Origin of the sequence: Erythrobacter sp. W302b, assembly GCF_046452395.1 — a bacterium.
In the GTDB taxonomy this organism is placed as follows: domain Bacteria; phylum Pseudomonadota; class Alphaproteobacteria; order Sphingomonadales; family Sphingomonadaceae; genus Erythrobacter.
On the sequence record NZ_JBKFDH010000001.1, the window covers coordinates 1,516,068 to 1,542,088 of the forward strand.

A 26,021-nucleotide genomic window follows, 5' to 3' on the forward strand; every position below is an offset into this window, starting at 1 on the left:
CAGGGCTAGAAGGTAATCGCGGCGGTCGCGCCCCAGGTGCGTGGATCGCCCGGAAGCCCTGCGATCAGCCCGGTGTTGCCCGGGCCAACGAATAGCTGCTCGAAGTAGTTTTCGTCAAAGGCGTTCCTGACCCAGGCGAACAGGTTGAACCCGTCATCCGAGCGAAAGCCAAAGCGGAAGTTGGACAGGTGGTAGCCATCGACATTGGTGAAGGCGGAGGGCGAAGGGTTGGAGGAGAAGCTTGAACGATAGGACCCGTCATAGCCGAGATAGAACTCGCCCGGCTTGCCGAGGAAGGTGGCAGGGACATTGCCCTCCCCGCCGAACGAGAACGCCCATTTCGACACGCCGGGCAGGCGCTGCCCGGAGATATCGCAATTGGCCGGGCTGATTCCGCCGGGTGTGCTGGGCGCGGACGGGGTTTGGCCGGGGCCGGCGATGGTGCCGCCCGCAAGCTCGGGCGGGCACGGCGCATCGGTGAAGCGGACATATTTGGCGTCGGTGTAGGCGCCGCTCGCATAGGCGGTGAAGCGCTGGCTCGGTCGGATCGAGAAATCTGCCTCGATCCCTTGGGAACGCACCTTGTCGGCATTGGCAAGGAACCCGCGCAGCACGCCAAACTGACCGTTGTTCACGGTCGCCTGATAATCGCGAATGTCCGTGCGGAACGCGGCAAGATTCAGCGTCGCCTTGCGATCCCAGAATTGCGACTTGAGGCCCAACTCGAAATGGTCGACTGTTTCGGGCCGGATCGTCCCTGCTGCCGCGATCGGCTGGCCGCTGGCGTCGGTCGGCAATCCGTTCTGGTTGATCCCGATCGTCTTGAAGCTCCTGGCATAGGTGCCATAGGCCAGCACATCAGGCGCGAGTTCGTAGCTGAGCGTGAGATCATAGGTGAGGTTCCAGTCGGTATCCTCGGGCGCGCTGACCTGCGGCTGGAACACGCCCAGCTGCGCACGGCTGCGGGCGTCGGTCTCGGTGCCGAGAAGTTCGGTGCCTGCGCCGGTGAAGACGCGGCGCTGGTAGAAGCCCTTCTTCTTGTCATAATTCACCCGCGCGCCCGGTTGGATGGTGAAGGCGTCGGTGACCTTCCAGCTGAGCTGCCCGAACAGCGCCAGACTGGTGCTTTCGAGGAACTGGGTGTTGCGCGCCGTCAGCCCGTTGAGCACGCTCGGATCGTTCGAGAGCGCATTGTTTGGCGCGATGTTCCAGCGGCTTGCGGCGAGGCCCTGTGCCTCTGTCCCCTGGGTGTCGATGCGCTGGTCGAAGGCAAAGGCGCCGAGCACGAAATCAAATTTGTCGCCCGTGTAAGCGTAGCGGAACTCTTGCGTATACTGGTTCTGCTGCGAAGGATTCTGCGACAGCGAAACAATCGGCAGGCCGGTAAAGTCACGGTCATTCTCGGGCTTCCAGTCCCAGTAGCGCCATGCCGTTACCGACGTGAAGGTGCCCGGCCCGATGTCCCACACCGCCCTGAGCGAGGCGCCAGCGATCACGTTGCCGGCGTTGAGTTGCGAGTCCAGATCGCTCAGTCGGTCAAACGGGTTGGTGCTGGGCGGCGCATAATTCTGCGCGGCGGCAAGGGCGGCGAACTGGCGGTTCAGGGGCCGCTGGGTCGTACCGGTGCGCACGAACACCGAACCGCAGCAATTGGCGTCCTGCTTGTTGTAGTCACCCACCAGCGTGATCTTGAGATTGTCGGCCGCTTCCCACAACACCTGCGCACGCACACCGAGGTTATCGAGGCTCTGGATGTCCTGCCCGGTGACGACGTTGCGGATCGTGCCGCGGCGCGAGGTGCCCGAAAAAGCCACGCGCGCCGCGACCCGCTCGGACAGCGGGCCGGAAACCGCAAGCCGTGCTTGCCGGAACTCGTAATTGCCAAGGCTGATCTCGGCCCGCCCCTCGAAGTCGAAGCTCGGCTGGTTGGTGGTGATGTTGATCGCGCCCGCCGTGGTGTTCTTGCCGTAGAGCGTGCCTTGCGGTCCGCGCAGCACTTCGATCTGCGCCACATCCAGAAAATCGAATGTGGCCGAGGCGACGCGCGAGTAATAGACATCGTCGACATAGATGCCGACGCCCTGTTCGAACCCGTCGCTGGTGAGGCCGAAGGGCACGCCGAGACCGCGGATATTCACCGCTGTGTTGCGCGGGTTCGACGAATAGAACTGCAACGTCGGAGCCAGCTGCTGGAGCCGGTTGACGTTGAACGCCCCGGTCTCGTCAAGCTGGCGGGCATCGATCACCGACACAGCGAGGGGAATGTCCTGCGCGCTTTCGGAGCGGCGACGGGCGGTGACGATGATGTCATTGCTGTTCGGCTCCTCGGCGGTCTCGCCGGCTTCGTCAGGCGCTTGATCCTGTGCGTAGGCGGTAGAGGGGGTGGAAAGCAGCGCGGCCAGGCCTGCGCCGAGCAACAGGGTGCTGCGTGTGGAAAACGGATACATGGTCTCGCCTTTGCAAGCAGACATGCATCCGGCGGTCCGGTCTGCTGGTCCTGCGTTGATGTGTGGTGGGTGGTCACGGCGCCGGTCAGTCGGCCAGCCGCTTCCTTTCGGTCACGTCGATCTGCATGACCTTGCCGTCATGCACGGTCAGCTGGATCGCGCCGTAGCGCAAACGCCCGAGCGCCTCGCTGACCAGCGCCAGCGCGTCCGGCAGAACACCGCCTGCGCCAGATTGTTTTTCGTTACGGTCCATAAGTGGGCCTTTCGTTACACGGACTCGATCCGCAACGAAGCAATTAAACTCAAGTGTTTTGCTTGACAATAGGGTGGCCACACAGATTTTCTGTCAGGCGACGAAAGGTGGGCTTTGTGCGCCAGGGCGAACGGCCGGGGCGGTCAGGCCTCGTCGCCGGTAAAGGGGGGCACGGGCATGATGGGATCGGACAGCCGGATGCCATCGAGGATTTGTGCGGTCCGGTCGCGCACATCAAGCAGCAAGGCGCGCGTGCGGCATTCGCCTTCTTCAAGGCAGTTCTTGCACTTCTCATGGGCATAGCGACTGGCGCAGGGCACCAGCGCGAGAGACCCGCGCATATGCCGGATGAGATCGCCATAGGTGATATCGACCGGCGGGATCGCCAGCCAATAGCCCCCATCGCGCCCGCGCTGGGATTCGACTAGGCCCGCGCGGGTCAATTCCGACAGGATGACGGTCAGGAATTTCGCAGGAATATTCTGCGTGTCCGCGATCGCGGCCAGTTGCACCGGTCCCTCGCCAAAGTGATCAGCAAGGTGCTGCATCGCGCGTATGGCATAGCGGGTCTTCTGGGACAGCATCGCGCATTGTCTATCTGCCAAGTAGGCAAACCGGTCAACCCACCCCGCGCCGCAGACTTGCACGCCGTAACGGCAAAGGTGTCGATTTCAGCTTGAAGGCTTTGCTTTAGGCAGGGAGATCTCAAGCAGCCGCAAGTCTGGGCCCAAGCAAGATGATGCCGATGACTTGCCACCGAAAAGCCTGAAGCCGCTGTTTCTGATCGGTACCACTATTCAGCCCTGGAGAGTTTGGGCCGGGATATTTCCGGTAACGCGACCCCCAGCTTGCCCCTAGTCGGGTGAGGCTGCCGCCGGTTCGTTGGCCGCAGCGACCTCGGTGATGACGAAGCTGTTCATGGTGCTGAGCGCCGAGGCTGTGCTGTCGCTGAGGTCGGTGACCGAGGCGGCGATCTCGACCAGATAGACGCCGGGCAATGTCACCGCTTCGGGCAAGCTGAGGACAAACATCGAGTCGCGACGCGCTTCGTCTGCCGTCGCGGCATCATGCAGCACCAGACGCCGCTGATCCGGAGTTATGATGGTGACATTGACCAGATCGGTCTCGGCCGCGAAGATCAAGGTGATTGCGTCAAGCGGGGCTTCAACCTGCTCCTGATCGGCCGGGAAGGCTCCGATCAATTCCGGAGCGGGCAGTTCGGCAGCGGCGGGTGCGGCGGTGAGGACCGCAGCTAACAGCAAGGCGAGGATCGGGGCGCAGCGCATCGGCAATCTCCTGTTGATCGGGCAGACAGCAAAAGGCGGGAGCGCCGCATCGCGGCAGCGCCCCCGCAAGTGTTCGACGGGGTCCGGGTCGCAAATGGCCCCCGTGAACCTCGAACGCCCGCACCCTTTCGCGATGGTGCGCGCGTCCCAGATGAAGAATGAGGGGCGAGACCGGATCCTTGTGGTTCGGTCCGCCAAGGGGTCAGCAGCCCTTCTTTTTCTTCTTCTTGCCGAGCCCGCCGAGCATCCCGCCCAGCGCCGCCCCGGCCTCGCCGCCCACCGCGGCGCCGACCACCGCGCCCGTGGCCGAGCCACTGTCAGTGGTGCATTGCGCCGTCTGCTGGGCGGCAGGCTGATCGCCCGAGGATTCCGATGAGGAAGTGCTCGCAGCAGCCTGCGCCCCGCCCTTGGGGCCATAGGCGGCGACCATCGAGGGATAGTTCTCGGTGTCGTTGCCCTGTGCCGGGTAGTTCGCGCCATTGGCCGTGTAGATCGCGTTGAAATCGCGGGTGGCTTCCACTTCGGCCTGCTTGCGGGTGATCACGTTGGCGTCAGCGGTGCAATAGAGGCCCCATTCGTCGATCTCGTTGCTGTTGCAGGCACCATCCTTGCGCCGCGATTTGGGCGCGGGTGAAAGCGTGGTGGTGCAGATGGTCATGTCCGACTTGGAGAAATAACCAAGCGGACAGCGGTCGAGGGGGTTTGCCTTGGTGATCGTCCCGTAGGAGACGAGCCGGTCGGCGGCGGAACCTTGGAACGAGCTTGAACTGCTGGAGGATGACGCGCTCGACGCCTTGTCCTCTTTCGCTTCGCAGAAGGTGTAGTGGGCTTCATAGCCGTCAGCACATTTTTCCGAGCCTTGCCTGGGGTAGGCGGGTCTCGAGTTCTTGTTCGGGTAGCAAGCGTAGTTGGGGTCGGGAGACCGCTTGATCTTGTCCCAGGATTTCGGGCAGCTGCTGTATTCGGGCAATGGCATTTTGGTCAGCCCCCCCTGCGCCATGGCCGGGCTGGCAAAGGGGATGGCGGTGAAGGCCATGGCCGCCCCGGCGGCGAGGGTCGTGATCATCTTCATGGTGTGAAACTCCTGAATTTGCGATGGAGTCGGGCTGGCTGCGGGCGCACCTTGCGGGTTTGGCACCCGGCACGCCCGCGCCGTCAGCAGCCCTTCTTTTTCTTCTTCTTGCCGAGCCCGCCGAGCATCCCGCCCAGCGCCGCCCCGGCCTCGCCGCCTACCGCAGCGCCGACCACTGCGCCCGTGGCCGAGCCGCTGTCGGTGGTGCATTGCGCGGCCTGCTGGGCTGCGGGCTGATCGCCGGAAGGGGCAGATATGGCTGATGCAGTCCCGGAAGATTTCCGGCTGTTGAAGAACGGCGTTGCCTCAGGCGAAAAATATGTGCCGTTCTCCAGGCTTCCGTTCGTGATGATATAGTAGACGTTGGCATCATTGACCCCCGCGCCTTCGACCTCATCGTAAGTCAGATGCTGATAGTTCGAAGTGCACCACACACCCCATTCCGCAAGTTCCCCGGCACCGCATGGGCGGCCATTGCTCAATCGTGCGCGAGGTGGATTGGGAAGCGCGGTAAAGCAATCATTGTGCGATCGGGTCGATTGCCAGCCAACCGGACACCGAACATCATTGCGGGGCTTGCGCAAATTCGCACCTTTCGCATCATCTTCGGGTGCCCAGCCCCCCAGATCAGCCTTCGTGGTGCACCAGAACGATGTATTGCTTTCGGGCCGCATTCCCGATGGGCAAGGATCGCTGATCGATTGCCTCGTCACAACGGCCGGAGGATTGTCCGTTTCCGGGTAGCACATCTTGGGATCCGGATTCTTGCTTGCCCGAGGACCGGTCGTAGTGCCACTCCGGTAGCCATCAGGGCAATTGCTGCTGAAATGGGCCGGAACAACCCCCGTGGTTCCCTGCGCCATGGCAGGGCTGGCAAAGGGGATGGCGGTGAAGGCCATGGCCGCACCGGCGGCGAGGGTCGTGATCATCTTCATGGTGTGAAACTCCTGAATTTCGGATGGAGCCGGGCTGGCTGCGGGCGCGCCCTGCAGGTTTGGCACCCGGCACGCCCGCGCCGTCAGCAGCCCTTCTTTTTCTTCTTCTTGCCGAGCCCGCCGAGCATCCCGCCCAGCGCCGCCCCGGCCTCGCCGCCCACCGCGGCGCCGACCACCGCGCCCGTGGCCGAGCCGCTGTCGGTGGTGCATTGCGCGGCCTGCTGGGCGGCAGGCTGATCGCCCGAACCCTCGGAGGCGGTGCTGGCGGCGGCTTGCTTGCCGCCCTTGGGGCCGAAGATCGCAACGAGGCCCGGCGTGTTGTAATGTTCCGCGCCCTGGTTGCCGCCCTTCCCATCCCGCGGGAACAGGTGGTTGACGTCAGCGACGGCCTCCTGTTCGGCCTCGTTCCGGGTAAGCTGGGTCACCTTGGAAGTGCACCACAGGCCCCATTCATCCACCTCGTCAGCGGCGCAGGGCTTGCCGTTCTTGGCGCGAGTCAGCGGCTGCTTTCCGGCGGCGTAGTCATAGGACACGCACTCCATCACGTCAGGTTCGGACGTGTGGTATCCGACCGGGCAGCGATCAAAGGCACTGGCCTTTTTGATCGAGCCGTAGGTTGGGGGCGTGTAGACGGGGCCGCTGCTGCGCGCATCCTCGGCGTCCTCGACGGCCTTGGGCTTGCGGTAGCACATGTTGCGGTCCTTCATGTCGTAATCTTCCATCCACGAATGGAAGCCGCCGCGGTAGTAGTTCATCGGGCAACGACCCGAACCACTTTCCAGAGGCACAGCATCCTGTGCCATGGCGGGGGCCGGGATGAGAGCGGTGGCCGAAAGAACGGCGAGTGCGGCAGCCGCGAAGATGCTCTTGTTCATCTCGTGAAACTCCTGAAAGGTCGCGAAGGACCGGGACGGAGCCGGGTCAGGGCTTCTTGGTCGAACACCACACGCGGTAGACTTCGTAATAGCCCGACGCGCAGCTCTCGCTTTCCTTCTTGGCGTAGACCTTGGGCGCGGTGGTGCCCATCGGCTCGCACACACTGGTGCTGCCATCGGGATGGCGCCAGCCCGAAGGGCACGGGGCGGCCTTGGTGGTCTTGACGATTGCCTCGCGGTTCTGTCCCTGCGCATGGGCGGGCGTGGTCAGGCCAGCGAGAGCAAGGCTGCCGATCAGCGCAAGGTTGGCGAGGCTCAACGTGCCAGCGACAAGCAGGCGGCTGCGGCTTTCAGTTCGGTCCATGGATCACTCTCCTGTTGCTGGTGAATTCGGTGGCAACAGGATTAGGCGGGCGGACGGCGGGGCGGCATCCCATGGGTTATGGCTCCCATATCATGGGATGCGCTCCCTGCCTTGCGGGGCTATTGCCCCCCTTCGGTGGGCGCGAAGGTGACGAACAGCACGTCGAGGTCATGGGTCGGTTCGTAATCGGTCTTGATCACTTCGAACCGGGTGGGGCTGATCTTGCGCAGCCCGTCCATGCACAGGCTGACGAGGCGGTCCGCGTAGCCTTTGTCCACGGTCAACCGGAACCGCCCGATCGGCCCGCGCCAGTTGGCCCCCGGCGACAGAGTGTAGCCGATCCAGCCTTCGACCGGGAAGACATTGTAATTCTTGGCACCATCGGACTTATAGCGCTTGCGGTCATAGCCGCGCAGGAAAGCATCATCGACGCAGAAGCGCGTGGTGTAATCGCTGTCAGGGGCGAGAGCCTGGCCGCGATATTCGCGGTCCAGCGCGCTGGCCACGGTGCCGCCCTGCATCGGCGTATAGCTGTGCTCCACGGTGATGGGCACGCCGGGCGGGAAGGTCTGAGTGCGCACGAAGCTGGTCTCGACGCTCCAGAACGGGCGGACCCTGCCGGGTTCATCCTCATCCATCGCCAGCAGCCCCTCACCCGTGAGCGCAAATTTCTCGGCATCGGGCAGCGCATTGATGCGGGCAAGGAAATCGGGGTCTTCCCAGTGCCGTGCGGGCCAGCCGAGTTCCTTGAGGCGCTTGTCGACATCGGCCCCGGCGACCTTGGCGATGTCGATGCGCATGAGGCCGACCACCTTGCCATCGACGCGGGTTTCCATGTCGATCTGGCCCCAATCGGGATAGGCCACCTCGGTCCATTCGGGATCCGCGCCCGGCAGCGGCACCGCAGGCAGCGGGAAGGCTACCAGCAGCGTGATCGGGGCGCTGGAGTGGTTGGTATAGGTGTAGCGCACCCGCACCTTATCAAGGCTGAGGAACAGGTCTTCCGCGTCCATGCTGATCTGGTCATTCTTTTCGAAGATCAGCCCCCCAAGCGCAATCTGCGCCTCGGTATCGTTGGCGAGCGCGGGCGTGGCCACGAGCGCAGCGGCGAGCGCGATGAGTGCGCAGCGCATCATTCGCCCATCCATGCCGAACGGTCGATCCATTCGCCCAGCCGCGCGATCCGGCTTTCATACGCAAACGCGATACACGCCTGCCGGTCCTCCCGGCGCTTCATGCACTTGTTGCGATTGGCGATGAATTCGCGCTGTTCACGCAGCAGGTTCGCTGCTTCGACAGGCGGGGTCTGGAGCTTGGCGCGTTCGTAATCGAGGCCCATCGTGCGGTCGAGGATCGCAAGTTCGCGGTCCTTGCAAATCACCTGATCGATGGAGCCCGGCCTCGCCTTGGCGCAATCGAAGCTGGGGGCGACATGGCGGGGCGGGATCGCCTGCACCTGCGCCGCGCAGGGCGCAAATGGCGCACCAAGCGCCGCGATGACCAATGCCAGTGTACCAACTTCTGTCCGTCTCATCACCCTACTCTCCCCCGCCAGACTGCCTGAACGCACATGGTAGCTTCGTGTTTCAATCGGGGCACCGACCATTTCATGGTGCCATATCTTTGGCAGTTGCAGGAATTGCGCTCTTTTCAGCAGGCTGCCTTTGCGGCATCGCAGCAGGGCAGCCGGGGGGATGTCAGTCGACGATGATAAGCCGTGTGAATTGGGGGCAGCTTGGCCAGCTGTTCGCTGTGGTTCTGCTGGTGCAGGCGATCTACTGGCTCGCAATCGACCGACCCTTGTTCCGCGCTGATCCGGGTGAGGCTCCGCCATTCGCTCCGATCACCGCCGTCGAAACCGCCCGACTGACAGCGCCCAGCTTCGCCGAGGCTGCGGATGCGCGTTACCAGCCTGCCGAATTGCCGTGGACCCACTGTTGTGACACCGCCCTTTTCGCGGTGCGGATGACGTTCACGGTCGACAATGTCCCTGCCAACGGCCTCGGGATCATCTCCTACCTTGAGGCTGACAATTATCTGCTCGCGCTCAACGGTGCGCCGATCGTCGCGCGCGGACGGATGGAGCCCGGCAATGGCAGCTTTCACGGCCAGATCCGCACGCTCACCCGGATGCCATCGGGCCTGCTGAAGCCGGGCGCGAACACCTTGACCTACATCACCCTGCGCGACGGCTTTCCCTACACTGACGTGCTGGCACCGAAGATCGCTGATTACGCGGCGCTGGAGCAGTATAGTGCGCGGGGGCTGTTCCTGGCCTCGGGCTATAATCTGCTCACGGGCGGTCTGCTCGGCCTGCTGGGGCTGATCGCGACGATCATGGTGTTCCGTTCGGACGACTGGCGCTTTGCCGCATGGCTCAGCCTGCTGTGTGCGGCTTTCGTGGCCAACGCAGGATATTTCCTGTGGCTCGATCCCCCAGTGGATGGCTGGGGACGGATGGTGGCGTTCTTTGCGATCTCGCAGCTCATCCCGGCGGCGATGCTATGCTTTATCGACAGCTGGACAGGTCGGCCGATCCGGTGGCTGCAACCCGTTACCATGGCCGTCTATTTGGGCGCGCTGGGGCTAATTGCCTGGTACATCTACCGGGTGCCGATGCCTGAAGGCTATGACGTGCCGACCATGATCTGGATCTGGCATCTGGGGGCATCGGCGGTGGCAGTGGCGGCGCGGCTGATCTGGCACTTCGCCACGAGCGCCGAGGATCGCCTGCTGGAGAGCGCATTGCTGACCGTGATGGCCGCCGCTCTGGCAATGGATGCCGCTTCTGCGTGGTTTCCCGAACAACACGTGCAGGCGGGCAATGTTCGCTATTCATCGGTGTTCCTGCTTCTCGCGATGACAGCTGCCTTTCTCGCGCGCAATTTCCGCCTGTTCCAGTCGCAGGGCGCGCTGAATGCAATGCTGCAAGCCAAGGTTGCGCAGCGCGAAGCCGAACTGGCCGAAGCGGCGGTGCGGGAACAGGCGCTGGTGCGCGCGCAGGCGCATGATGAGGAGCGCCGCCGGATCATGCGCGATCTCCACGATGGGCTTGGCAGCCAGCTGATGACGATGATGCTGAGCGCGCGGCTGGGCGAGGCCGATCCACCCAGAGTCGCGGAGGGTCTGCAAAGCGTGATCGACGAGATGCGGATGATGGTGGATTCGATGGATTCGGTCGGCGAATCCCTCGAAGCCGCCCTCGCCACCTTCCGCGCCCGGATCCAGCCACGCGTCGAGGCCGCCGGGTTCACCTTCCGCTGGAGCCAGCCCGATGCGCTGGAGGCCCCCGATCTTGGCCCGCGCGATGTCTTGCAAGTGTTCCGCATCATGCAGGAGGCGGTCACCAACGCGCTCAAGCATTCGGGCGGGAGCACGATCACGGTCGACGTCGCGTCGCTCGGCGGCGGGACGGTCGCCGTCACGATTGCCGATGATGGCCAAGGGGGCGCTGGCGATGGCCGGGCCGGGCGCGGGCTTGCTAACATGCGGGCCCGGGCACGGGCGGTTGGCGCGGACTACGCCTTTCACGCCAGCCCCGGCGAAGGCACCCGCGTGACCCTCACCCTGCGCGAGCCTGCGCTCAGCGCGCATCCCATATAATCGGCCGTTCCATGGGATACGCCCCGCCCGGCAAACACGCTAGGACAGCTACATGACCCATCCCCAGCCTGGCGCCCCTGTCCGCATCGCGATCATCGAGGATGAGCCGGCGGTCCGGCGCTATTTCATGCAGATCATGGGCATGGCCGAAGCCCATGACGTCATCGCCATGGCCCCCGATCTGGCAACCGGGCGCGGGTTGATCGCGCTTCAGCCCGATCTGTTCCTGATGGATATCGGCCTGCCGGACGGCAATGGCTATGATCTGGTGCCCGAGATCAAGGCCGGGTGCGCTGCGAAGGTGCTGATCATCAGCTCGTTTGGCGACCGCGAAACTGTGGTCAAGGCGCTTGGCGCGGGCGCAGACGGCTACCTGCTGAAGGACAGCACTCCGCAGCAAATTCTGGACGGCATCGCCATCACGCTGGACGGCGGCGCTCCGGTCAGCCCGGCGGCGGCGGTCTATCTGCTCGATCTGCTGCGCGCCCCGCCGCCGGCCCCGCAGGGGGCGCCCGACAATGCCTTGGATGACCGTCTGACGATCCGCGAGACCGAACTGCTGCGGGCTTTTGCCGAGGGCAAAAGCTACAAGGAGGCAGCCCGCGCGCTGGGCATTTCGCCCCACACTGTGGGCACGCACGTCAAGGCAATCTACCGCAAGCTTGAGGTCAACTCGCGCAGCGATGCCATCCGTCAGGCATTCCACAAATGACAGGGTGCAGCGCAGGGTTGCCGGGCTTCATGCTTCTGGCGGCTTTCGCAGGGGTATCGGCCAGCCCAGCGGTGCGCGGAAGTCTGGACCCGCGCGACATGCCAGTCACCTCTCGTTCGACTGAGTGCTGTCAGGTCATTACCTGATTGTGCCTCCACTTTGGTCGCTCGCCCCGGAACTCCATCGAAAACACGCTGACCACATCAGTTAGCGGTTAAGCCCGGGACTCCCAAGCAAACGGCACACCCGTATCGCCGAGCAGCGCACCGACGAGTACGCACCCAAGAGACATCGCCGTCTGCGATAAGCGCCACCACAAGCCCTTTGGCTCCCGTCTCCTCAAGCGCTTTGGCGATGGCAGCGCTTTGTGCCGGCGTGGGGGCTTCAGCCAGCGCGGGGAACGATGCGGTGAGCGCAAACGCAGCACCAGCAAAACGCAAGCCGCGGCGCGCGGGGGTCGGTCAGTAACGGCCTGAGGACTGTTTCGCCCGCAATCGTCGCTCCCATGTGCACAGGGCTATCGCACAGGTCTCAGACATTCACCCAGCTGCCGTGGAACGACAGCGGCAAGGCCACCCCACTGCGCCATGAAGCGACCGGGCCATCGGCCATGCGGCGGACATCGAAGATGTGCAACTCTGTCGCTTGGGCGGCAAGGTTGAGCGTGGTGCCCACCAGATAAGGACCCGTTGGCACAAATTCCTCGACCAGCTGCCGCGCGCCAAAATCGAAACTGTCAGCGCGGCCAGCTTCCCAGTCCCAAACCCCGACGGTCCGGGCAAAGGGGCGGTCGCTGCCGAAGCCGCCTACGAACACGGTGTGCCGGCGCGGCAGGCCAGCGATGTCAGGGGCGACACGCGGAAACTCGGCGGTGACCCCGGCAGGCGCGAGCGCAGCACGGCCATCGGGGTGGAGGCTCACCAGCGTCAGTTCAGGCCGCTCGGCCTTATCCTGCCGTCCGTCGATCAACCCCGGTGCCCCTTCAAGCGCGAAGGTGGGGTCTTTGTGAAAGCAGCCGTCGAAGCGGATCGTGCCATCCGCCTCCTCCCATGCATCGCCCAGATGGAAGAAGAACAGTGGCGGCAATTCAAACTCGCGGCGTTTGGTGAGATCGTTCTTGTCGAGCACCAGCACCCTTGTTCCGCGCTTGGGCTCCCATGCCATGCTCTTCGAGAACGGCAGGCGGCTCGATGCGGCGACCCACGGCTGGCACACGATCACCAAGTGACGCTCGGTCGCGGTGAAATCATGCATGTAGCTCGCCATCGGCAGCTCCACGAGTTCGCCCGCTTCGAAGGTGCCGTCCGCCGACAGGCGCCAGATATAGGCATACTTGCCGCCCGGGCCGACATTCCAGATCCGTCCCGAAGGCTCGATACGCGGATGGGCGAGGAAAGGCATGTGCTTGAGCTCGGGGCGGAAGGTGACGGGGCCTTGGGTGGCGAGGGTCTCAGGGTCGAGCGCGAAGGCCGATCCTGCCTCCCACAAAGCCAGAAGCTTGTCCCCGGCGGCAATCACGTGGGTGTTGGCAGCGTTGGCATCATCGGGATTGGCGACGACCGCCCCCGGCCCTGACGCCGTTCCAAAGCCAGGCTGGACGATGGCGCCGAGCTGCTCCTCAATGCGCCGCTTCGGGGTGTCGACGAAGCGCGCGGCGAGATGCGCCTCTTGCCCGGCAATGCGCCATGCGCGCACCAACCCGTCGCCATCGAACCAGTGGCCCGAGGTGCTGCTCCCCCGCCGAAAGCGCGCCGGGCCGTTGCGATAGAGCGTGCCCGCCAGGTCATCCGGCGCGCGGCCATGGAGCCGGGTAAGGGTCTGCGGCGCGATATCGCCGAGGACATCCGTTAACCCAAGCGTCCAGTCGGGCCGGACGGGCGCGGCCAGCAGGGGCGCAGGCAGAGCGGCGGCGGCGGCACCGGCAAGGCCGCGGGCAATCAGGGTGCGACGAGTGAGCACGGCAGCGTTCCTTACTTGATGGTGATCGCGATGGTGTTGGCACCGGCCACGACAGGAAACCGTGCCGCCGCCCACTTGGCCGGCCCTGCTTCGGCTTTGGCGTCGTTCGAGAAGGCGAAAGGTTCCAGCGGCATTCCGAAGGGATTCGTGCCCATTTTCCCGTCGCCGTCCACATCGTGGAACGCCTTGACCGCGTAGTCTCCGGGGACAAGGCCTTCGAACTGAACCACGGCGCTGCCCCCCGCAACCGGGACCGCCGCTACCCGCACCGGTGCGCCGTTCTCGTCATGTGCGCTTTGGCTGTCGAACATGCTGAGCATAATTTGACCCGTAGGCGCCTCGATCCCCTGGAAGCGTATGGTCAATGAGGCTGCCACGGGGGCGGGAACGCGGGCGATCTCGGCGGTGTCGCCGATGCTGACGGCGCAGCCCCCCAGCGGCAGTGCGGCAACAGCGGTGAAAACTATGGAACGCAAACGGTTATTCACTTCAGCTTCTCCTTCATGCCGGCCAGTTCGGGCCGGACCTTGCAGAACCTGCTTTGCCCTCGCTAAGGCATGGCCGTCGCGCCGGTTTTCGCCGGTTGCGTCGTGGGATACGCGAGATGACCGGGCCTGCAGTTCACGCTTCGCCAATTGCACATCCGCTGCGCGCCCGTGCGCTGCGCGGGGTGATGATCGGCTTGGCGGCAGCGCTGGTGCTGGCTGTGCTTGGCGCGATGAACACGGGGCAAGCGCCCTTCGGTTACCGGCTGCTCTACTGGGCTTGCGTAATCCTGCCGGGGTCTTTGCTCGGCATTGCAATACAGACGGCGGTGCTGGCCTGGGGCGGCCTTGCCGGTCGGCGCTGGACCGAGATCGCAGTCGTCGCAGTGCTGGTTTCGGTACCGCACACCTTTATGGTAATCGTCGCCACGGCACTCTTCTTCGGGATCGACGCAATCACGCCGGGGGTGGTCGGGTTCTTTGGGCTGACAGTGCTAATGGTGGCGCTCGTGCTGACCACGATCAATCACCTCGCCGCTGTTCCCGCGTCCGAGCCAGTCCCTGCGGCCGCCCCCAAAGGAGCCGTTAGCGTACCGACCGAGGCTGCCGCCGCCGAGTTCCAGCCGTCCTCGGAACCGCAAGCGGCCTCAACATTATCGCTGCCTGCCCTGCCCGAACTCATCGCCGAAAAGCTCCCTGTCCGCCTGCGCAGCGCGCGGTTGATCGCCATTGCGGCTGAGGATCATTATCTGCGCATCCACACTGAGGCCGGAAGCGATCTGGTGCTGATGCGCATGACCGATGCCTGCGCGTTGCTGCCCGAGACGGCGGGTGCACGGGTGCATCGTAGCTGGTGGGCGGCACGCGGCGCGGCCGAGGGGCTGATGCGCCACAACGGAAAGGCCCAACTGGCGTTGCGGGGTGGGCTGATTATTCCCGTCAGCCGCGCGATGCAGGCCACCTTGCGCGAACAGGGCTGGGGCTAGCCCTGCCCGGCGCACCATGTCACCGCCGCTTCGATCACCGGATCATGCGCTACGCCGATCCATGCCCGATTGGAGAGCGGCTGCACAACGGGCTCTCCCCGGGAGGATCCATCTGGCCCAGCTTGCGAGATGGGCTGTTAGCGATCATCAACGGCTGTCATTTTCCGACAGGGACACTGCCAAAGTCTGTCAAGCCGCCTAAGCGGCCCATGACCTGAAGGCGGCGTCATCCCCGGACGACTCTTGCGCGCGTTTGATCGTCTCCGGGTGACGTCGCCTTCAGGCCGGCTGCTCGGCATAAAGATTGCGCAGCGCGCCCTTGTCGACCTTCCCGATCGGCAGCAGCGGCAGTTCCTTGTGCACAAAGACGCGCTTGGGAATCTTGTAATTGGCGAGCCGTGTCCGGCAGTGCTTCAGGATCGTGTCCGCATCGAGGTTGTCGTCGGCGATCACGTAGGCAATGCCCACTTCCTGCCAAACCGGATCGGCGACGCCGACCACTGCGGCAAGCGCGACGCCCGGAATCTCCTCGATGACGGTCTCAACCTCGCGCGGATAGACGTTGTACCCGCCCGACTTGTACATCTCCTTGAGGCGGCCCACGATCTTGTATCGCCCGTCCTGCGTTCGAGCGGCAAGATCGCCGGTGCGCAGCCACCCGTCGACGATGGTAGCCGCGGTCGCTTCGGGATTGTTCCAGTATCCGAGCATGTTGTAGGCACTGCGCGCCTGAAGCTCGCCCTCCCCCTCGCCCTCGACGAGGTTTCCCTCAAGATCGACAAGCCGCACCTCGACGCCGATGTTGGGAAAACCGACCGAGCCATCCAGCTCGTCAACGTCGGAACTGGGCGGCAACACGGTTACCGCGCCCACGCTTTCGGTCAGGCCGTAGTTGGTGGCGAGCCGGTCGCACCAATCAAGCAGACGCCTGATGATCTCGCGAGGAAGCGCCGCCCCCTCCCAGATGATCAGCTCGACCGATGAAAGGTCGCGCCGGGCAAAATCAGGGTGATCGAGCTGCATCTGGTAGACGCTCGGCACGGTCAGCAGGCAGGTGACGCGCTGCTCCTCGATCAGACGCAGGCTTTCGGCCGTGTCGTACTTCTCAAGGAAGACGAGGCAGCCTGCGGCCGTCAGCGTCGGGCAGGTTACGTCGGCGACGCAACCGACATGGTTGATCGGGAAGTAGTTGAGGATGCGCAAATCCTCGACAGGCCAGATCCGGTTCTGCTCGACGCTGGTTCCAGCGAGGCCCCGATGGCTCAGAACCGCCCCCTTCGGCGTGCCTGTCGTGCCGGAGGTGTAAACGATCAGGCAGGGATCGGCGGGAGCGGGGCTCCGGCGGGCGGCTTCGTATGCCGCGTCGGACACCTGTGCACCGCGCGCAAGGAAGCTGTCGCAATCGACGGCACCGGGCACCATCTCGTCCAGCGCGACGATCGTTTTGATCGAGCCGATCTCGGCCGCGATAGCCGCGAGCTCGTCATCGAACGACCGGTCCCGGATGCGGGTGCGGGCAAGCAGCAGCGACGGATTGGCATCGCGCAACACAACCAGCAGTTCGCGCAACTGGTAGACCGGGTTAAGCCCGATCCAGATCGCGCCGACCGAAATCGCGGCGAGGAAGGTGACGAGGTATTCGATCCCCGGCGGCGCCAGCGTCGCCACCCGGTCGCCCTTCTGGATGCCGGATGCAATCATGGCCCGGCCATAGGCCTGCATCGCCGCGTCGAGTTGCGCGTAACTGACTGTGCGGCCGTCAAGAACCGCAGCCTGACGTTCGGGCTGCTGTAGGGCATGGAGCGACACGAAATCGCTGATGCGCTCGGGCGTCGCAGTCCCGTTCATGGGCGGACCCAGATCGAGAGCCACTTGGCGACCAGCGCAGGGCGTTCGACACCTTCGATCTCGATCTTGGCGTCAAAGGTGACGAGGGTGCGGTTCTTCTCGTCCTTGCGCACATTGGCGACCTTGAAATGGCCCCGGATGCGGCTGCCGACGGGGACCGGCGTGATCAGACGCAGGCGGTCCATTCCGTAGTTGAGGTAGTATCCTTCCTTGGAAGGTACGCGGGACGCCACGGTGCCGCTGGCCTCATGGAAGAAATGGGTGAGCGTCGACATGGTCCAGAAGCCGAAGGCGATGGTTCCGCCGAAGGGTCCGGTTTCCTTCGCCCACTCGGGATCGAGGTGCATCGGATCATCATCCAGCGTGGCGCTGCCGAACTGGTCAAGGAGTTGCTGGTCGACCGTCAACCAGTTCGAATAGCCGATCTCGTCCCCGATCTTGAGCGCGGACCACCCCTGCTCCGTCAGTGCATTCGCCATGTGTCTCCCTTTCGCGGCAAGCCGTCAATTCGGTGCGGTGCCGAAGCGCTGGCCCCGATCCTCAGCGCTGGCCTTAATATACACTACTGTATGTTTCAATGGGGGACGTATCGTTTGGAGAGGCCGCTCTCAGATTTCCTTGTCGTGGGCCACCATGTTCCCCGCGCGCCACAGAGCCAGCGCACAGGGCACGAACAGCCCACAGGTCACCAGAAGGGCAATCCTCAAGCCTTCCGCATCCCCACGACCTGCCGCAAGGATGTCGCTCGCCGCCCCCGTCAGCAATGGTCCGAGACCGAGACCGATGAGATTGCCGAAAAAAAACATGATCGCGACTGCGGTCGCCCGCCGTTGCGAACCGCAGACGAAATGCAGCGCGGCGAAGATGGGAGGGAGCGCACCGCCGGTGAACAGGCTCGCCAGAAGCAGCGTGATCCACAGGGCGGCGAGGCTCCCGGTCGTCAGGAAGATGGCGAGGACCGGCAGGCAGGCGAGCAGGCACAGGGCTGGCAGCCGCAATAACCAGCGCGGGTCGTCTTGGGCAAGACGGCTGGCAAGCACACCGGCAAGGTAGGTGCCGGCCAACCCGCCCGCCGCGTTCGAGACGCCAAAGAGGGTGCCCGCCTCGGTCAGCGACATCCCATGCGTACGGACAAGGTAGGAAGGGAAGAAGACGAAGGCCCCGTAGGCGAGGAGGAAGTACAGCACGACGCCGATCACCATCCCCCGGTAACTCGGCTTGCGCCACAGCAACCGAAAGGCGCTGCCGAGAGGCTCCATCGCGGTCGGCGCGATGGCCGCGCGCGGTTCCACCAGAAAGCGCATGACGATGCCGACGATCACCAGTCCCGGCGCTGATATGGCCACGAAAGCGATGCGCCAGCCATAATGCTCCGCGATCCACGGCCCGCAGACTGTCGCAATCAGCAGCCCTATCGTGGAGCTGAGCATATAGATCGACAGCGCCTTGGCGCGTTCCTCAGGCGGGTAGGCGTCGGCGATCAGCCCTTGCGAAGCGGGCACCGCCCCCGCCTCCCCCGCCCCCACTCCGATCCGCGCCAGCGCGAGCAGCCAAAAGCTCGAGGCGAGCCCACACAGGATGCTCATCGCGCTCCATATCGCGATCATCACAGCGATGATCCTCGGCCGGTCGACCCGGTCCGACAACCGCGCGACCGGTATCCCGAGAGTCGCATAGAACAGCGAAAAGGCAACGCCCGACAGCAAGCCCAGCATCGTGTCCGAAGCCCCGAACTCTGCCTTGATCGGCTCGAGCAAGACGCTGAGCAAAGTCCGGTCCGCGTAATTGATCACGCCGACGGCCAAGAGAATGGCAAGCAGCCGCGACCGCTGGCCAGGTGTGATTTTCTGCCACGAGGGGGTGCTGTCCAAGCCGTCTCCAGCGGACCCTTCGGGGTCGATCGGTCCCGCAACAGTCGGCGCCCCGTGCGTGGTCACGCGGCCAGCGCCCTTTCGGTCTCGGCCCGCAGGCGGGCGGCGAGCACCGGCAGCGGCAGCGCGCCGGGTTTCAGCACCGCATTGTGGAAGGCCCGCAGGTCGAACATCTCACCCAGAGCCGCCCGCATCGCCTCGCGCTCGGCGAGGATGAACTCGTCGCCAAGCTTGTAAGCCAGGGATTGGCCGGGAATGTCGCAGGAATAGCGGATCGATTCCGTGCGGATTTCCTGCTCGGGCATGAAGGCGTTTGCCCGCATGTAGTCACGCGCCTGTTCGAGCGACCAGCCGAGCGCATTCATGCCGGTGTCGACGACGAGGCGGCAGGTCAGGAAGGCGTCCATCATCAACCGCCCGAACTGCTCTTCAGGCTCGCGGTACATGCCCACCTCGCCTGCCAATGTCGCGGCATATTCGGCCCAACCCTCGTTGAAGGCATTGACGAAGCTGTGCTGGCGGATCGGGTGCAGCGCGGTATTCTCGCGCTGAGAGGCCTCGTGGAAATGGTGCCCGGGCACGAGCTCGTGGTAATTGAGCGCGGCGATATTGGGCAGCGGGCCGGCGGTCAGATTACGGGTGTTGAAGAGGTAAAGCCCCTTGGCCTGATCAGCGTTGGGCGTCGAATAGAAGCCGAAGGACATCGACCCCTCAAGCGCCTCGGGCAGCGGCGCGGCGTCGTAGCCCGCCGCAGGGCGAAATTCGAAGCAGTCCGCAATGAGCGGCTCAAGCCGGTCGATATAGCGGCGAAACAGAGCTTGCAGCGCATCGCTGTCAGCGGCGCGCCAGCGCGGATCGTGGCTCAGCGCCTCGAGATAGTCGGCCGGAGTCCCGGCAAAGCCGATGCGGTCGAACAGCGCGGCCATGTCGCGCCGCACCTCGTCCATCCGGGCAAGGCCGCGATCATGAACCTGCTGCGGGGTGAGGTCGAGTGTGGTGTGCAGCCGCACGAGGCTGGCATAGACGGCATCGCCCCCGGGATATTGGCCGATGCCGACGCGCTCGGGTGCCTTGTCACGGTAGGATGGGCCTTCCAGCAGGGCAATGAAGGCATCATAGCCCGCCAGAATCCTCTCCTTGACGCAGCGTTCGGTCGCATCCCGGAAGGCAGCGGGCTGGCTTGGGTCCGATACAAGCTCCTCCCCCACACGCTTGCGGAACGCGGTCAACAATTCGATCGACTGCGTCAGCTGCGGGGCCGGAATGCGAATGCCACGCTCGGCCTGGCCCTTCGTGCGCGCGAGTAGCTGTTGCAGCAGGCGTGCATAGCCGGACAGCAGGTCGAGATAGCGGTTGCGCCCCTCCTCTGCCGCAAGGTCGACCGATTTGAGCGTGGTGTGCACCTCGTTGAGGAGGAAGCCCCCGGCATAAGCTGTGGGTGCGAAGAGGGCATAGAAGCCGACGCCCATGGGATCGAACACCAGCCAGTACCATTCGGCCTCGCGCGCCCATGCGGCCGCCCGGTAGCGCGCGACCTCCAGCGTCAGCCGCAATTCCTCATCGAGCGGCGCATCGGCGAGCGCATCGCAGCGGGCGAGCAATGCGGTCCCGAGCGCCGCGCGGCGCAGCGCCTCATCCTCGCCGATCTCGGGAAAGTGCTCGAGCGGGCGACCGATTTCGCGCTGGACGAAGGGCGAGCGCTGCATTTCGCACCACACCTCATCGATGATGTGCTTCGCCGCCCGGGCCGGATTGTCGATCATCGCCGTGCTCCCTCGGCTCCGTCGCCGCCCGACCCGCCCCTCACCACTCGCCGCGCTGCTTCACGATCTTGCCGCCCTTGACGACGAGCGCGATATTGTCCTCGCTGCGGAAGACATCGACGGTATCCAGCGGATTGCCGCGCAGCAGCACCATATCGGCATGAGCGCCTTCGCGGATCACGCCGATCTCCCCCTCGGCGCGCAGGATCCTGGCGTTGATCGAGGTCGCCTGCATCAGGATTTCCGCCGGTGAATAGACATCGGCACGCAGGGTGAGCTCATTCAGCTGGTCGGATTCGAGCGGCCCCAGAAGGTCGCTCCCAAGGCCGACCGTGACGCCCGCTTCCTTGAGGATGGCGATCGCCTCGATCATCCGGTGCCGCACTTCTTCCAGCTTGGCGGCACTGTTGGGGTGCAGCCCCGCCTCGGCAGCGCGGGTCGCGTAGGAATCGACCACCGCCAGTGTCGCGACCACAAAGGTGCCGCGCTCGGCAAGCAACTTCGCGGTCTCGGGCGTGACCATGCTGGCGTGCTCGAGACAATGGACACCAAGCTCGACGGCGCGGCGGATGCCCTTGTCGGTATGGACATGCGCCGTGCAATAGGTGCCATAGCGTTCGCACTCGGCGACAATCGTTGCCACTTCTTCGTCGCTGAATTCGAGCGCATCGAGACGGCTGCCCGCAGTTGTGACATCGCCCGACGCAATGAACTTGATGAAGGAAGCCCCGCGGCGGAAGTTTTCGCGAATAGCCGTGCGGATCGGGTCGACGCCGTCGACGACTGCGGCGAAATTGCTGAAGCGACCGCAGCCGCAGCTGCCTTCATGGGTGTTGAACCGCGCATCATGCGGATCGCGCAGGTCGAAGCCGCCGCCGGTCTGCGACAGGGCCCGCCCGCAATAGATCATGCGCGGGCCACGGATGAAGCCTTTTTCGAGCGCCTGTGCCAAGCCATAGTCGCCGCCGCCGACATCGCGCACCGTGGTGAAGCCGCGGTCGAGCATCCGCCCGAGCATGTGGCTCGCCCAGCCGGTGAGCAAGGTGTCGGGCGCCTTGTCGACTGTCTCGGGATGAGCGGCAATGCCGAGCGCGTGGACGTGCGCGTCGATCATGCCGGGGATCAGAGTGAGGCCACCGCAATCGATCACCTCCCCGTCGGCCTCGGTGATCCGGCGATCCGAAACCTCCACAATCCTGCCTTCGGCGGTGAAGACGCTGCGTCCTTCCGCCAATTTCGGTTCGACACCGTCGAAGATCAGCGCATTCGTCAGGACTGTCATCTTTTTTCTCTACCCTCGCCCAGCGGCGTCAGAAGGCAACGGCATCGCTGTTGCTGCGGTTGTGCGAGGCTGCGTGGAGCAGGCCGGTGTCAGGGTTGCGACTGATCGCGACCCACTTGCCTTCGCCGCCCAGCCGCGCCTCGTTCATCGGGAACTCCTTCCACGCATAGCCGGTGGCATCGAGCACCGCCGGATCGAACCGCCCGCGCGGAACGTGTACCGTCTGCTCCATCGTGGCAAGATCAAGGCCCGGAACGAAGAAGTCGGCCGTGTCGATTGCCTCCTGCACATTCATGCCAAAGGCGGTCACGTTCTGGAGGCACTGGAAGGTCTTGTGGTGAAGCCCCGCGCCCATGGAGGCGAAACCGAGCACCGGCCGGCCGCCCTTCATCAGGATGCCAGTCTCGGTGATCGCCGGAAGGCGCTTGCCGGGGCCGGTGACAGCGATTGCTTCCTGCTGGAACGATCCGGGATCGCCGATGGTGATTCCGTCGATGGCGATCGCGGTCTTGCCCCAGATCAGGGAGTTGATCGAATGGGTGATCGCAGCGATGTTGCCCTCGGCATCCACCGCCACCACATCGTCGGAGTGGCGCACGGTCGCCTTGGCGAAAGGAACGAGCGCCTTGCCGTCGCGAATGGCCGCCCAGATTTCTTCGGCATGCTTCATAGTCACACGCGCCTCGGGCGACATGTCGATGCCCGGCAGGGCAGCGGCAACCGCAGCGGCAGGCAGCTCGCTGATGTATCCCAGTGTCGTGATGTCGAGCGCCTTGCGCAGCGCGTCGCCATCGGTGGTCCAGTGCGGTCCTTCGGAGAAACCCGAGACGGCCGCGACGTTCTGCGCCTCAATCAGCGAGGTGCCACCGGAGTTGGGCCAGGGATTGGTAAAGACGGAATAGCCCCCAGCGAGCGGTGCCGAGATCGGCTCGGCCCAGATCACCTCATAGGCGGCGAGATCGTCGAGCGTCATCTTGCCGCCGTTGGCCCGCACCGCGTCGACGAGCTTGCGGCCCCAGGGTCCGCCGTAGACGTAGCCTGCCCCGGCTTCCGCGATGTTGCGCAGGGTTTGCGCGAGAGCCGGCTGACGGAAGGTCTCGCCGGCTGCATAGGGCGAGCCGTCGGGCTTCAGGAAGGTCGCGCGGGTTTCGGGGAGGCGGGCGAGATCATCGCGCCGGAACTTGAACTGCCCGGCCAGCTCGGTCGACACCGGCATCCCTTCCTCGGCGACGAAGATCGCCGGGTCGAACAGGCTTGCGAAGGGCAGCTTGCCGAAGCGCTTGTGGGCCGACTCCACCCCTTTGAGAAAGCCGCCGACTAGCGCCGTCCGCCCGCTCGTTGCGCCGCTCCCGCGCCGCCCTGCCTCGCTGGACAGATCGATCCCGCCGGGGATGGAGCGCGGATCCGTCTCGCCCGTCACGGTGTTCCACTCGGCATTCATGGTGTAGACCTTGCCGGTCTTCGCTTCGTAGTACACGAGCGACTGGATGCCGAAATAGCTGACCGGCGCGCCCGCAGTGAGCGCGATCTGTGTCAGCGCCGTGGTCATCGCGGCATCGACCGCCGAGCCGCCCTGCTTGAGCGCCTCGAGCCCGGCGCGGGCGGCGAAAGCGTTGTAGGACACAGTGACCGCGCCGCGCGTTCCCATCGCCGCGCCCGCCGCGGTCCTGTCGTGAAGCTGTGCGCGGGTGTACTTCCTCAGGTCTGCCGCGGGCCAGGATGCCGGCGAGAGATTCGTTCGGGCAAGCGCAGGGGTCGCCGCAAGGAGTGATGGCGCCGTCACCGCCGCGGCGATCGAACCGGCGAGCAGGTGAGCCGCGTTGCGGCGGGTAAGGTCCAAGAGCTGTCTCCCCATAGAAGGTCCGGCACCGCGGAGATTAAAATACATAACTGTATATTATGAGGCAGTCAACGTTTCCCTTCCTGTCCCGTCGCCGGTTTGGCGCGCTGATCCGCTTTCCGAATGACACCTATGGATCATGACGCGCCCCATTTGACATAAACATGCAGTCATGTATTTCAACGCCGTGTACGGCATCTGCCCGCGCCGGGGACCTCGGACCGCTTGGAACGAGGCACGTCCGGCGATCCCTGCCGCCGATCGCCCGGGCCCCGGAACCGCGTCGGACGGGGCAAGCCTGTAGGGCAAACCGCCTGCAAGTCTCGAAAGGCACGCCGAATGAACCCTGAGGTTCGCACGCTGCGCAGATCGATCTCCGCGACCCAGTACTTCGCGGTCGGGTTCGGCAGCATCGTCGGGGTCGCATGGATCATCATCATGGGCGATGCCGTGGCGAGTGCGGGCGCGGTGGGGACGGCCTTTGCGCTGTTCATAGGGGCGCTCGGTATCCTGCTGGTGGCGTTCTGCTACGCCGAAATGGCAGCGCGGCTTCCGGGCGCAGGAGGCGAGATCGTCTATGCGCAAGCGCTCGGCGGCTCGGGCACTGCCTATCTCACGGGGTGGACTCTGGCGCTCGTCTACACCGCAGCGTGCGCCTTTCAGGCAATCTCAATCGGACAGCTGCTGGGACTGCTTTTCCCGGGGATCGAGGGCCCGGTGGCCTACAGCATCCTGGGGCACGAGGTGCGGGTCGGCAATCTGGTGATCGGCGGAGGCCTCGCGATCGCGCTTGCTGCCCTCGCGATGCGCGGCGTGCGCGGAGCGGCGGTGGTGCAGGAATGGGTCACATACCTTCGCATCGCGATGATGGCAGGCTTCATCGCAATCGCGATTGCCTATGCGGATCCGGCCAATCTCACGCCCCTTGTCCCTGGCGAAACGGCAACGCTCAAGTTTGCAGCGATCCTTTCGATGCTTGGCAGCGCGCCGTTCTGGTTCGCCGGCTTCAATGCGGCGGTCACCACCGCTGAGGAATGCTCGACGTCGATGACGGCGGCGGGCCGTGCTTTGATCTTCGCGATCCTCGGCTCGGCAGCGTTCTATATCCTGCTGGTGCTCTCGGTCGGAGCGCTGGTACCAGTTGCAACCCTGAAGACACTGCCGCTCCCCGCCGCACAAGCCTTTGAGATTGCGATGGGGACGCCGGAAGTGGCGAAGATCGTGCTGGTCACCGCCATTCTTGGGAGCGTGACGGCATGGAACGCGCTGTTGCTCGCCGGGAGTCGCGTCTACTTCGCGCTTGGCCGCGCTCACCTCTCGCCCGCGGCCTTCGCGCGACTGAATGTGCAAGGGGCCCCTTCCCTGGCGATCCTTGCGGTCACTGCGGCCACCTTGGTCGCCCTGCCGCTCGGTCGCGGCTTTATCCTTCCGATCATCAACATCATCTCGGCCTGCTTCGGGATCATCTATGTCGCCACCTGCCTTGCGGTGCTGAAAATGCGCAAATCGGGCATGCAAGCCAGCTTCACGGCGCCGGGTGGTTCGCCACTGGTCGTTACGGCGATCGTGTTCTCTGTGATCATCGCGCTCGTAGCGCTGTTCCAGCCATGGTTCCTTTCGGGCGGCACCGTCCCGCCGGAATGGATCACGCTCGGAAGCTGGGCTGTCGTCAGCCTGCTGGTCTGGTTCGGCGCACAGGCGCGGATCAAGGCGCTGCCGGACGAAGCGAGGCTCGACCTGCTGAAAGGCGAGAGCCGAGGCTGATAGAAAGAGCGGCGGCGGTATGCTATGCCGCTCTCCATGAAGCAGGTTCGTAAGCCCAAGACACCCGTTTCCACCTGGATCGACGAAGCGCGCGCTGCCCTCATCGAAGAGGGGATCGGCGGGGTCAAAGTCGATCGGCTGGCGGCTCGCATCGGCGTGACGCGCGGTGGGTTCTACCACTACTTCGAGGATCGCGAGGCGCTGCTCGCGGCGCTGCTCGCGCGTTGGGAGGAAACGTGCAAGTTCCTGCCGCCCCTCGACCCCGACCTTTCGCCGAGCGAGGCGGTCGACTGGATCGAGATGGCCGCGACGCGCATGGTGGAGGAGCGCGGCTACGACAGTCGTTTCGACATGGCGGTGCGCGAATGGGCCCGCTCGGATGAGCGGGCAGCAGCCGCAGTCAATGCGTCGGACGAGGAGCGGATCGCCACATTGCAGCGGTTCTTCGAACTGCTCGGGCATCCGGCCGACGAGGCGATTATCCGCGCCAACACCTTTTATTTCCATCAGATCGGATATTACGCAATCGGCGTGAAAGGCACTCCGGCCGAGCGTCTCCAGACGGCGGGGACCTATCTCAAGATCCTGTGCGGGCAGCGCGCGCTCGAAGCGGCACGCGCTCAAAGCCCCTCCACATCCGAGGAACGCCGCGTACGGCTGATTGCCTGACAAGGCT

23 protein-coding genes are annotated in these 26,021 nt (G+C 64.6%); 5 read left to right on the plus strand and 18 right to left on the minus strand.

What is annotated here, in order from left to right:
• Positions 1 to 5 precede the first annotated feature (5 nt).
• The 10 genes from ACLBKT_RS07330 to ACLBKT_RS07375 form a co-directional block, all read right to left on the minus strand.
• Entirely contained in the window at positions 6 to 2,447 is a 2,442-nt protein-coding gene (locus ACLBKT_RS07330; RefSeq protein ID WP_410182280.1) for a TonB-dependent receptor, read from the minus strand.
• Between the two features lie 85 nt (positions 2,448 to 2,532).
• Positions 2,533 to 2,700 (minus strand): YezD family protein, encoded by a 168-nt coding sequence (locus tag ACLBKT_RS07335; RefSeq protein WP_410182281.1) that lies wholly within the window; start codon positions 2,698 to 2,700, stop codon positions 2,533 to 2,535.
• A 143-nt stretch (positions 2,701 to 2,843) separates the two neighbouring features.
• Complete coding sequence (locus ACLBKT_RS07340; RefSeq protein WP_410182282.1) at positions 2,844 to 3,284, minus strand: RrF2 family transcriptional regulator; 441 nt, start codon at positions 3,282 to 3,284, stop codon at positions 2,844 to 2,846.
• A gap of 270 nt (positions 3,285 to 3,554) precedes the next feature.
• Entirely contained in the window at positions 3,555 to 3,986 is a 432-nt protein-coding gene (locus ACLBKT_RS07345; protein WP_410182283.1) for a copper resistance protein CopC, read from the minus strand.
• 202 nt (positions 3,987 to 4,188) lie between these two features.
• On the minus strand, positions 4,189 to 5,058 hold the full coding sequence (locus ACLBKT_RS07350) for a hypothetical protein (RefSeq protein ID WP_410182284.1): 870 nt from the start codon (positions 5,056 to 5,058) through the stop codon (positions 4,189 to 4,191).
• An 83-nt stretch (positions 5,059 to 5,141) separates the two neighbouring features.
• Positions 5,142 to 5,987, minus strand: coding sequence for a hypothetical protein (locus tag ACLBKT_RS07355; RefSeq protein WP_410182285.1), 846 nt, complete (start codon positions 5,985 to 5,987; stop codon positions 5,142 to 5,144).
• 89 nt (positions 5,988 to 6,076) lie between these two features.
• On the minus strand, positions 6,077 to 6,868 hold the full coding sequence (locus tag ACLBKT_RS07360) for a hypothetical protein (protein WP_410182286.1): 792 nt from the start codon (positions 6,866 to 6,868) through the stop codon (positions 6,077 to 6,079).
• Between the two features lie 46 nt (positions 6,869 to 6,914).
• Entirely contained in the window at positions 6,915 to 7,232 is a 318-nt protein-coding gene (locus tag ACLBKT_RS07365) for a hypothetical protein (RefSeq protein WP_410182287.1), read from the minus strand.
• Between the two features lie 119 nt (positions 7,233 to 7,351).
• The gene (locus ACLBKT_RS07370) at positions 7,352 to 8,368 is read right to left on the minus strand and encodes a DUF4424 family protein (protein ID WP_410182288.1); all 1,017 of its coding nucleotides are present in this window, start codon (positions 8,366 to 8,368) and stop codon (positions 7,352 to 7,354) included.
• Positions 8,365 to 8,766: a lysozyme inhibitor LprI family protein gene (locus tag ACLBKT_RS07375; protein ID WP_410182289.1), complete on the minus strand. Its 402-nt coding sequence runs from the start codon at positions 8,764 to 8,766 to the stop codon at positions 8,365 to 8,367. The genes ACLBKT_RS07370 and ACLBKT_RS07375 overlap by 4 nt, the downstream gene beginning before the upstream one ends.
• A gap of 173 nt (positions 8,767 to 8,939) precedes the next feature.
• Between ACLBKT_RS07375 and ACLBKT_RS07380 the strand changes: the two genes are divergently transcribed.
• Together ACLBKT_RS07380 and ACLBKT_RS07385 are read left to right on the plus strand one after the other, a co-directional pair.
• Complete coding sequence (locus ACLBKT_RS07380) at positions 8,940 to 10,835, plus strand: sensor histidine kinase (protein WP_410182290.1); 1,896 nt, start codon at positions 8,940 to 8,942, stop codon at positions 10,833 to 10,835.
• Positions 10,836 to 10,887: 52 nt separating this feature from the next.
• Positions 10,888 to 11,547, plus strand: a complete 660-nt coding sequence (locus ACLBKT_RS07385; RefSeq protein ID WP_410182291.1) for a response regulator — start codon at positions 10,888 to 10,890, stop codon at positions 11,545 to 11,547.
• 531 nt (positions 11,548 to 12,078) lie between these two features.
• Here the strand turns inward: ACLBKT_RS07385 and ACLBKT_RS07390 are convergent.
• Together ACLBKT_RS07390 and ACLBKT_RS07395 are read right to left on the minus strand one after the other, a co-directional pair.
• The gene (locus ACLBKT_RS07390) at positions 12,079 to 13,506 is read right to left on the minus strand and encodes a carotenoid oxygenase family protein (RefSeq protein ID WP_410182292.1); all 1,428 of its coding nucleotides are present in this window, start codon (positions 13,504 to 13,506) and stop codon (positions 12,079 to 12,081) included.
• 11 nt (positions 13,507 to 13,517) lie between these two features.
• Complete coding sequence (locus ACLBKT_RS07395; RefSeq protein ID WP_410182293.1) at positions 13,518 to 13,994, minus strand: DUF2141 domain-containing protein; 477 nt, start codon at positions 13,992 to 13,994, stop codon at positions 13,518 to 13,520.
• 116 nt (positions 13,995 to 14,110) lie between these two features.
• On the opposite strand from ACLBKT_RS07395, the gene ACLBKT_RS07400 reads away from it, so the two are divergent.
• Positions 14,111 to 14,977, plus strand: a complete 867-nt coding sequence (locus tag ACLBKT_RS07400) for a LytTR family DNA-binding domain-containing protein (RefSeq protein ID WP_410182294.1) — start codon at positions 14,111 to 14,113, stop codon at positions 14,975 to 14,977.
• A 279-nt stretch (positions 14,978 to 15,256) separates the two neighbouring features.
• Here ACLBKT_RS07400 and ACLBKT_RS07405 read toward each other — a convergent pair whose 3' ends face one another.
• From ACLBKT_RS07405 to ACLBKT_RS07430, 6 genes are all read right to left on the minus strand, one after another.
• Complete coding sequence (locus ACLBKT_RS07405) at positions 15,257 to 16,825, minus strand: class I adenylate-forming enzyme family protein (protein WP_410182295.1); 1,569 nt, start codon at positions 16,823 to 16,825, stop codon at positions 15,257 to 15,259.
• On the minus strand, positions 16,822 to 17,304 hold the full coding sequence (locus tag ACLBKT_RS07410) for a MaoC family dehydratase (protein ID WP_410182296.1): 483 nt from the start codon (positions 17,302 to 17,304) through the stop codon (positions 16,822 to 16,824). The genes ACLBKT_RS07405 and ACLBKT_RS07410 overlap by 4 nt, the downstream gene beginning before the upstream one ends.
• A gap of 129 nt (positions 17,305 to 17,433) precedes the next feature.
• On the minus strand, positions 17,434 to 18,618 hold the full coding sequence (locus tag ACLBKT_RS07415; RefSeq protein WP_410182297.1) for a spinster family MFS transporter: 1,185 nt from the start codon (positions 18,616 to 18,618) through the stop codon (positions 17,434 to 17,436).
• 140 nt (positions 18,619 to 18,758) lie between these two features.
• A complete protein-coding gene (locus ACLBKT_RS07420) occupies positions 18,759 to 20,459 on the minus strand; it encodes a DUF885 domain-containing protein (protein ID WP_410182298.1) in 1,701 nt (566 codons plus the stop codon).
• A 40-nt stretch (positions 20,460 to 20,499) separates the two neighbouring features.
• The gene (locus ACLBKT_RS07425) at positions 20,500 to 21,741 is read right to left on the minus strand and encodes an amidohydrolase family protein (RefSeq protein ID WP_410182299.1); all 1,242 of its coding nucleotides are present in this window, start codon (positions 21,739 to 21,741) and stop codon (positions 20,500 to 20,502) included.
• Between the two features lie 28 nt (positions 21,742 to 21,769).
• Positions 21,770 to 23,581, minus strand: a complete 1,812-nt coding sequence (locus ACLBKT_RS07430) for a gamma-glutamyltransferase (RefSeq protein ID WP_410182300.1) — start codon at positions 23,579 to 23,581, stop codon at positions 21,770 to 21,772.
• Between the two features lie 339 nt (positions 23,582 to 23,920).
• On the opposite strand from ACLBKT_RS07430, the gene ACLBKT_RS07435 reads away from it, so the two are divergent.
• Both ACLBKT_RS07435 and ACLBKT_RS07440 read left to right on the plus strand, forming a co-directional pair.
• Positions 23,921 to 25,345 (plus strand): APC family permease, encoded by a 1,425-nt coding sequence (locus tag ACLBKT_RS07435; RefSeq protein WP_410182301.1) that lies wholly within the window; start codon positions 23,921 to 23,923, stop codon positions 25,343 to 25,345.
• 36 nt (positions 25,346 to 25,381) lie between these two features.
• A complete protein-coding gene (locus ACLBKT_RS07440) occupies positions 25,382 to 26,014 on the plus strand; it encodes a TetR/AcrR family transcriptional regulator (RefSeq protein WP_410182302.1) in 633 nt (210 codons plus the stop codon).
• Positions 26,015 to 26,021: the final 7 nt, after the last annotated feature.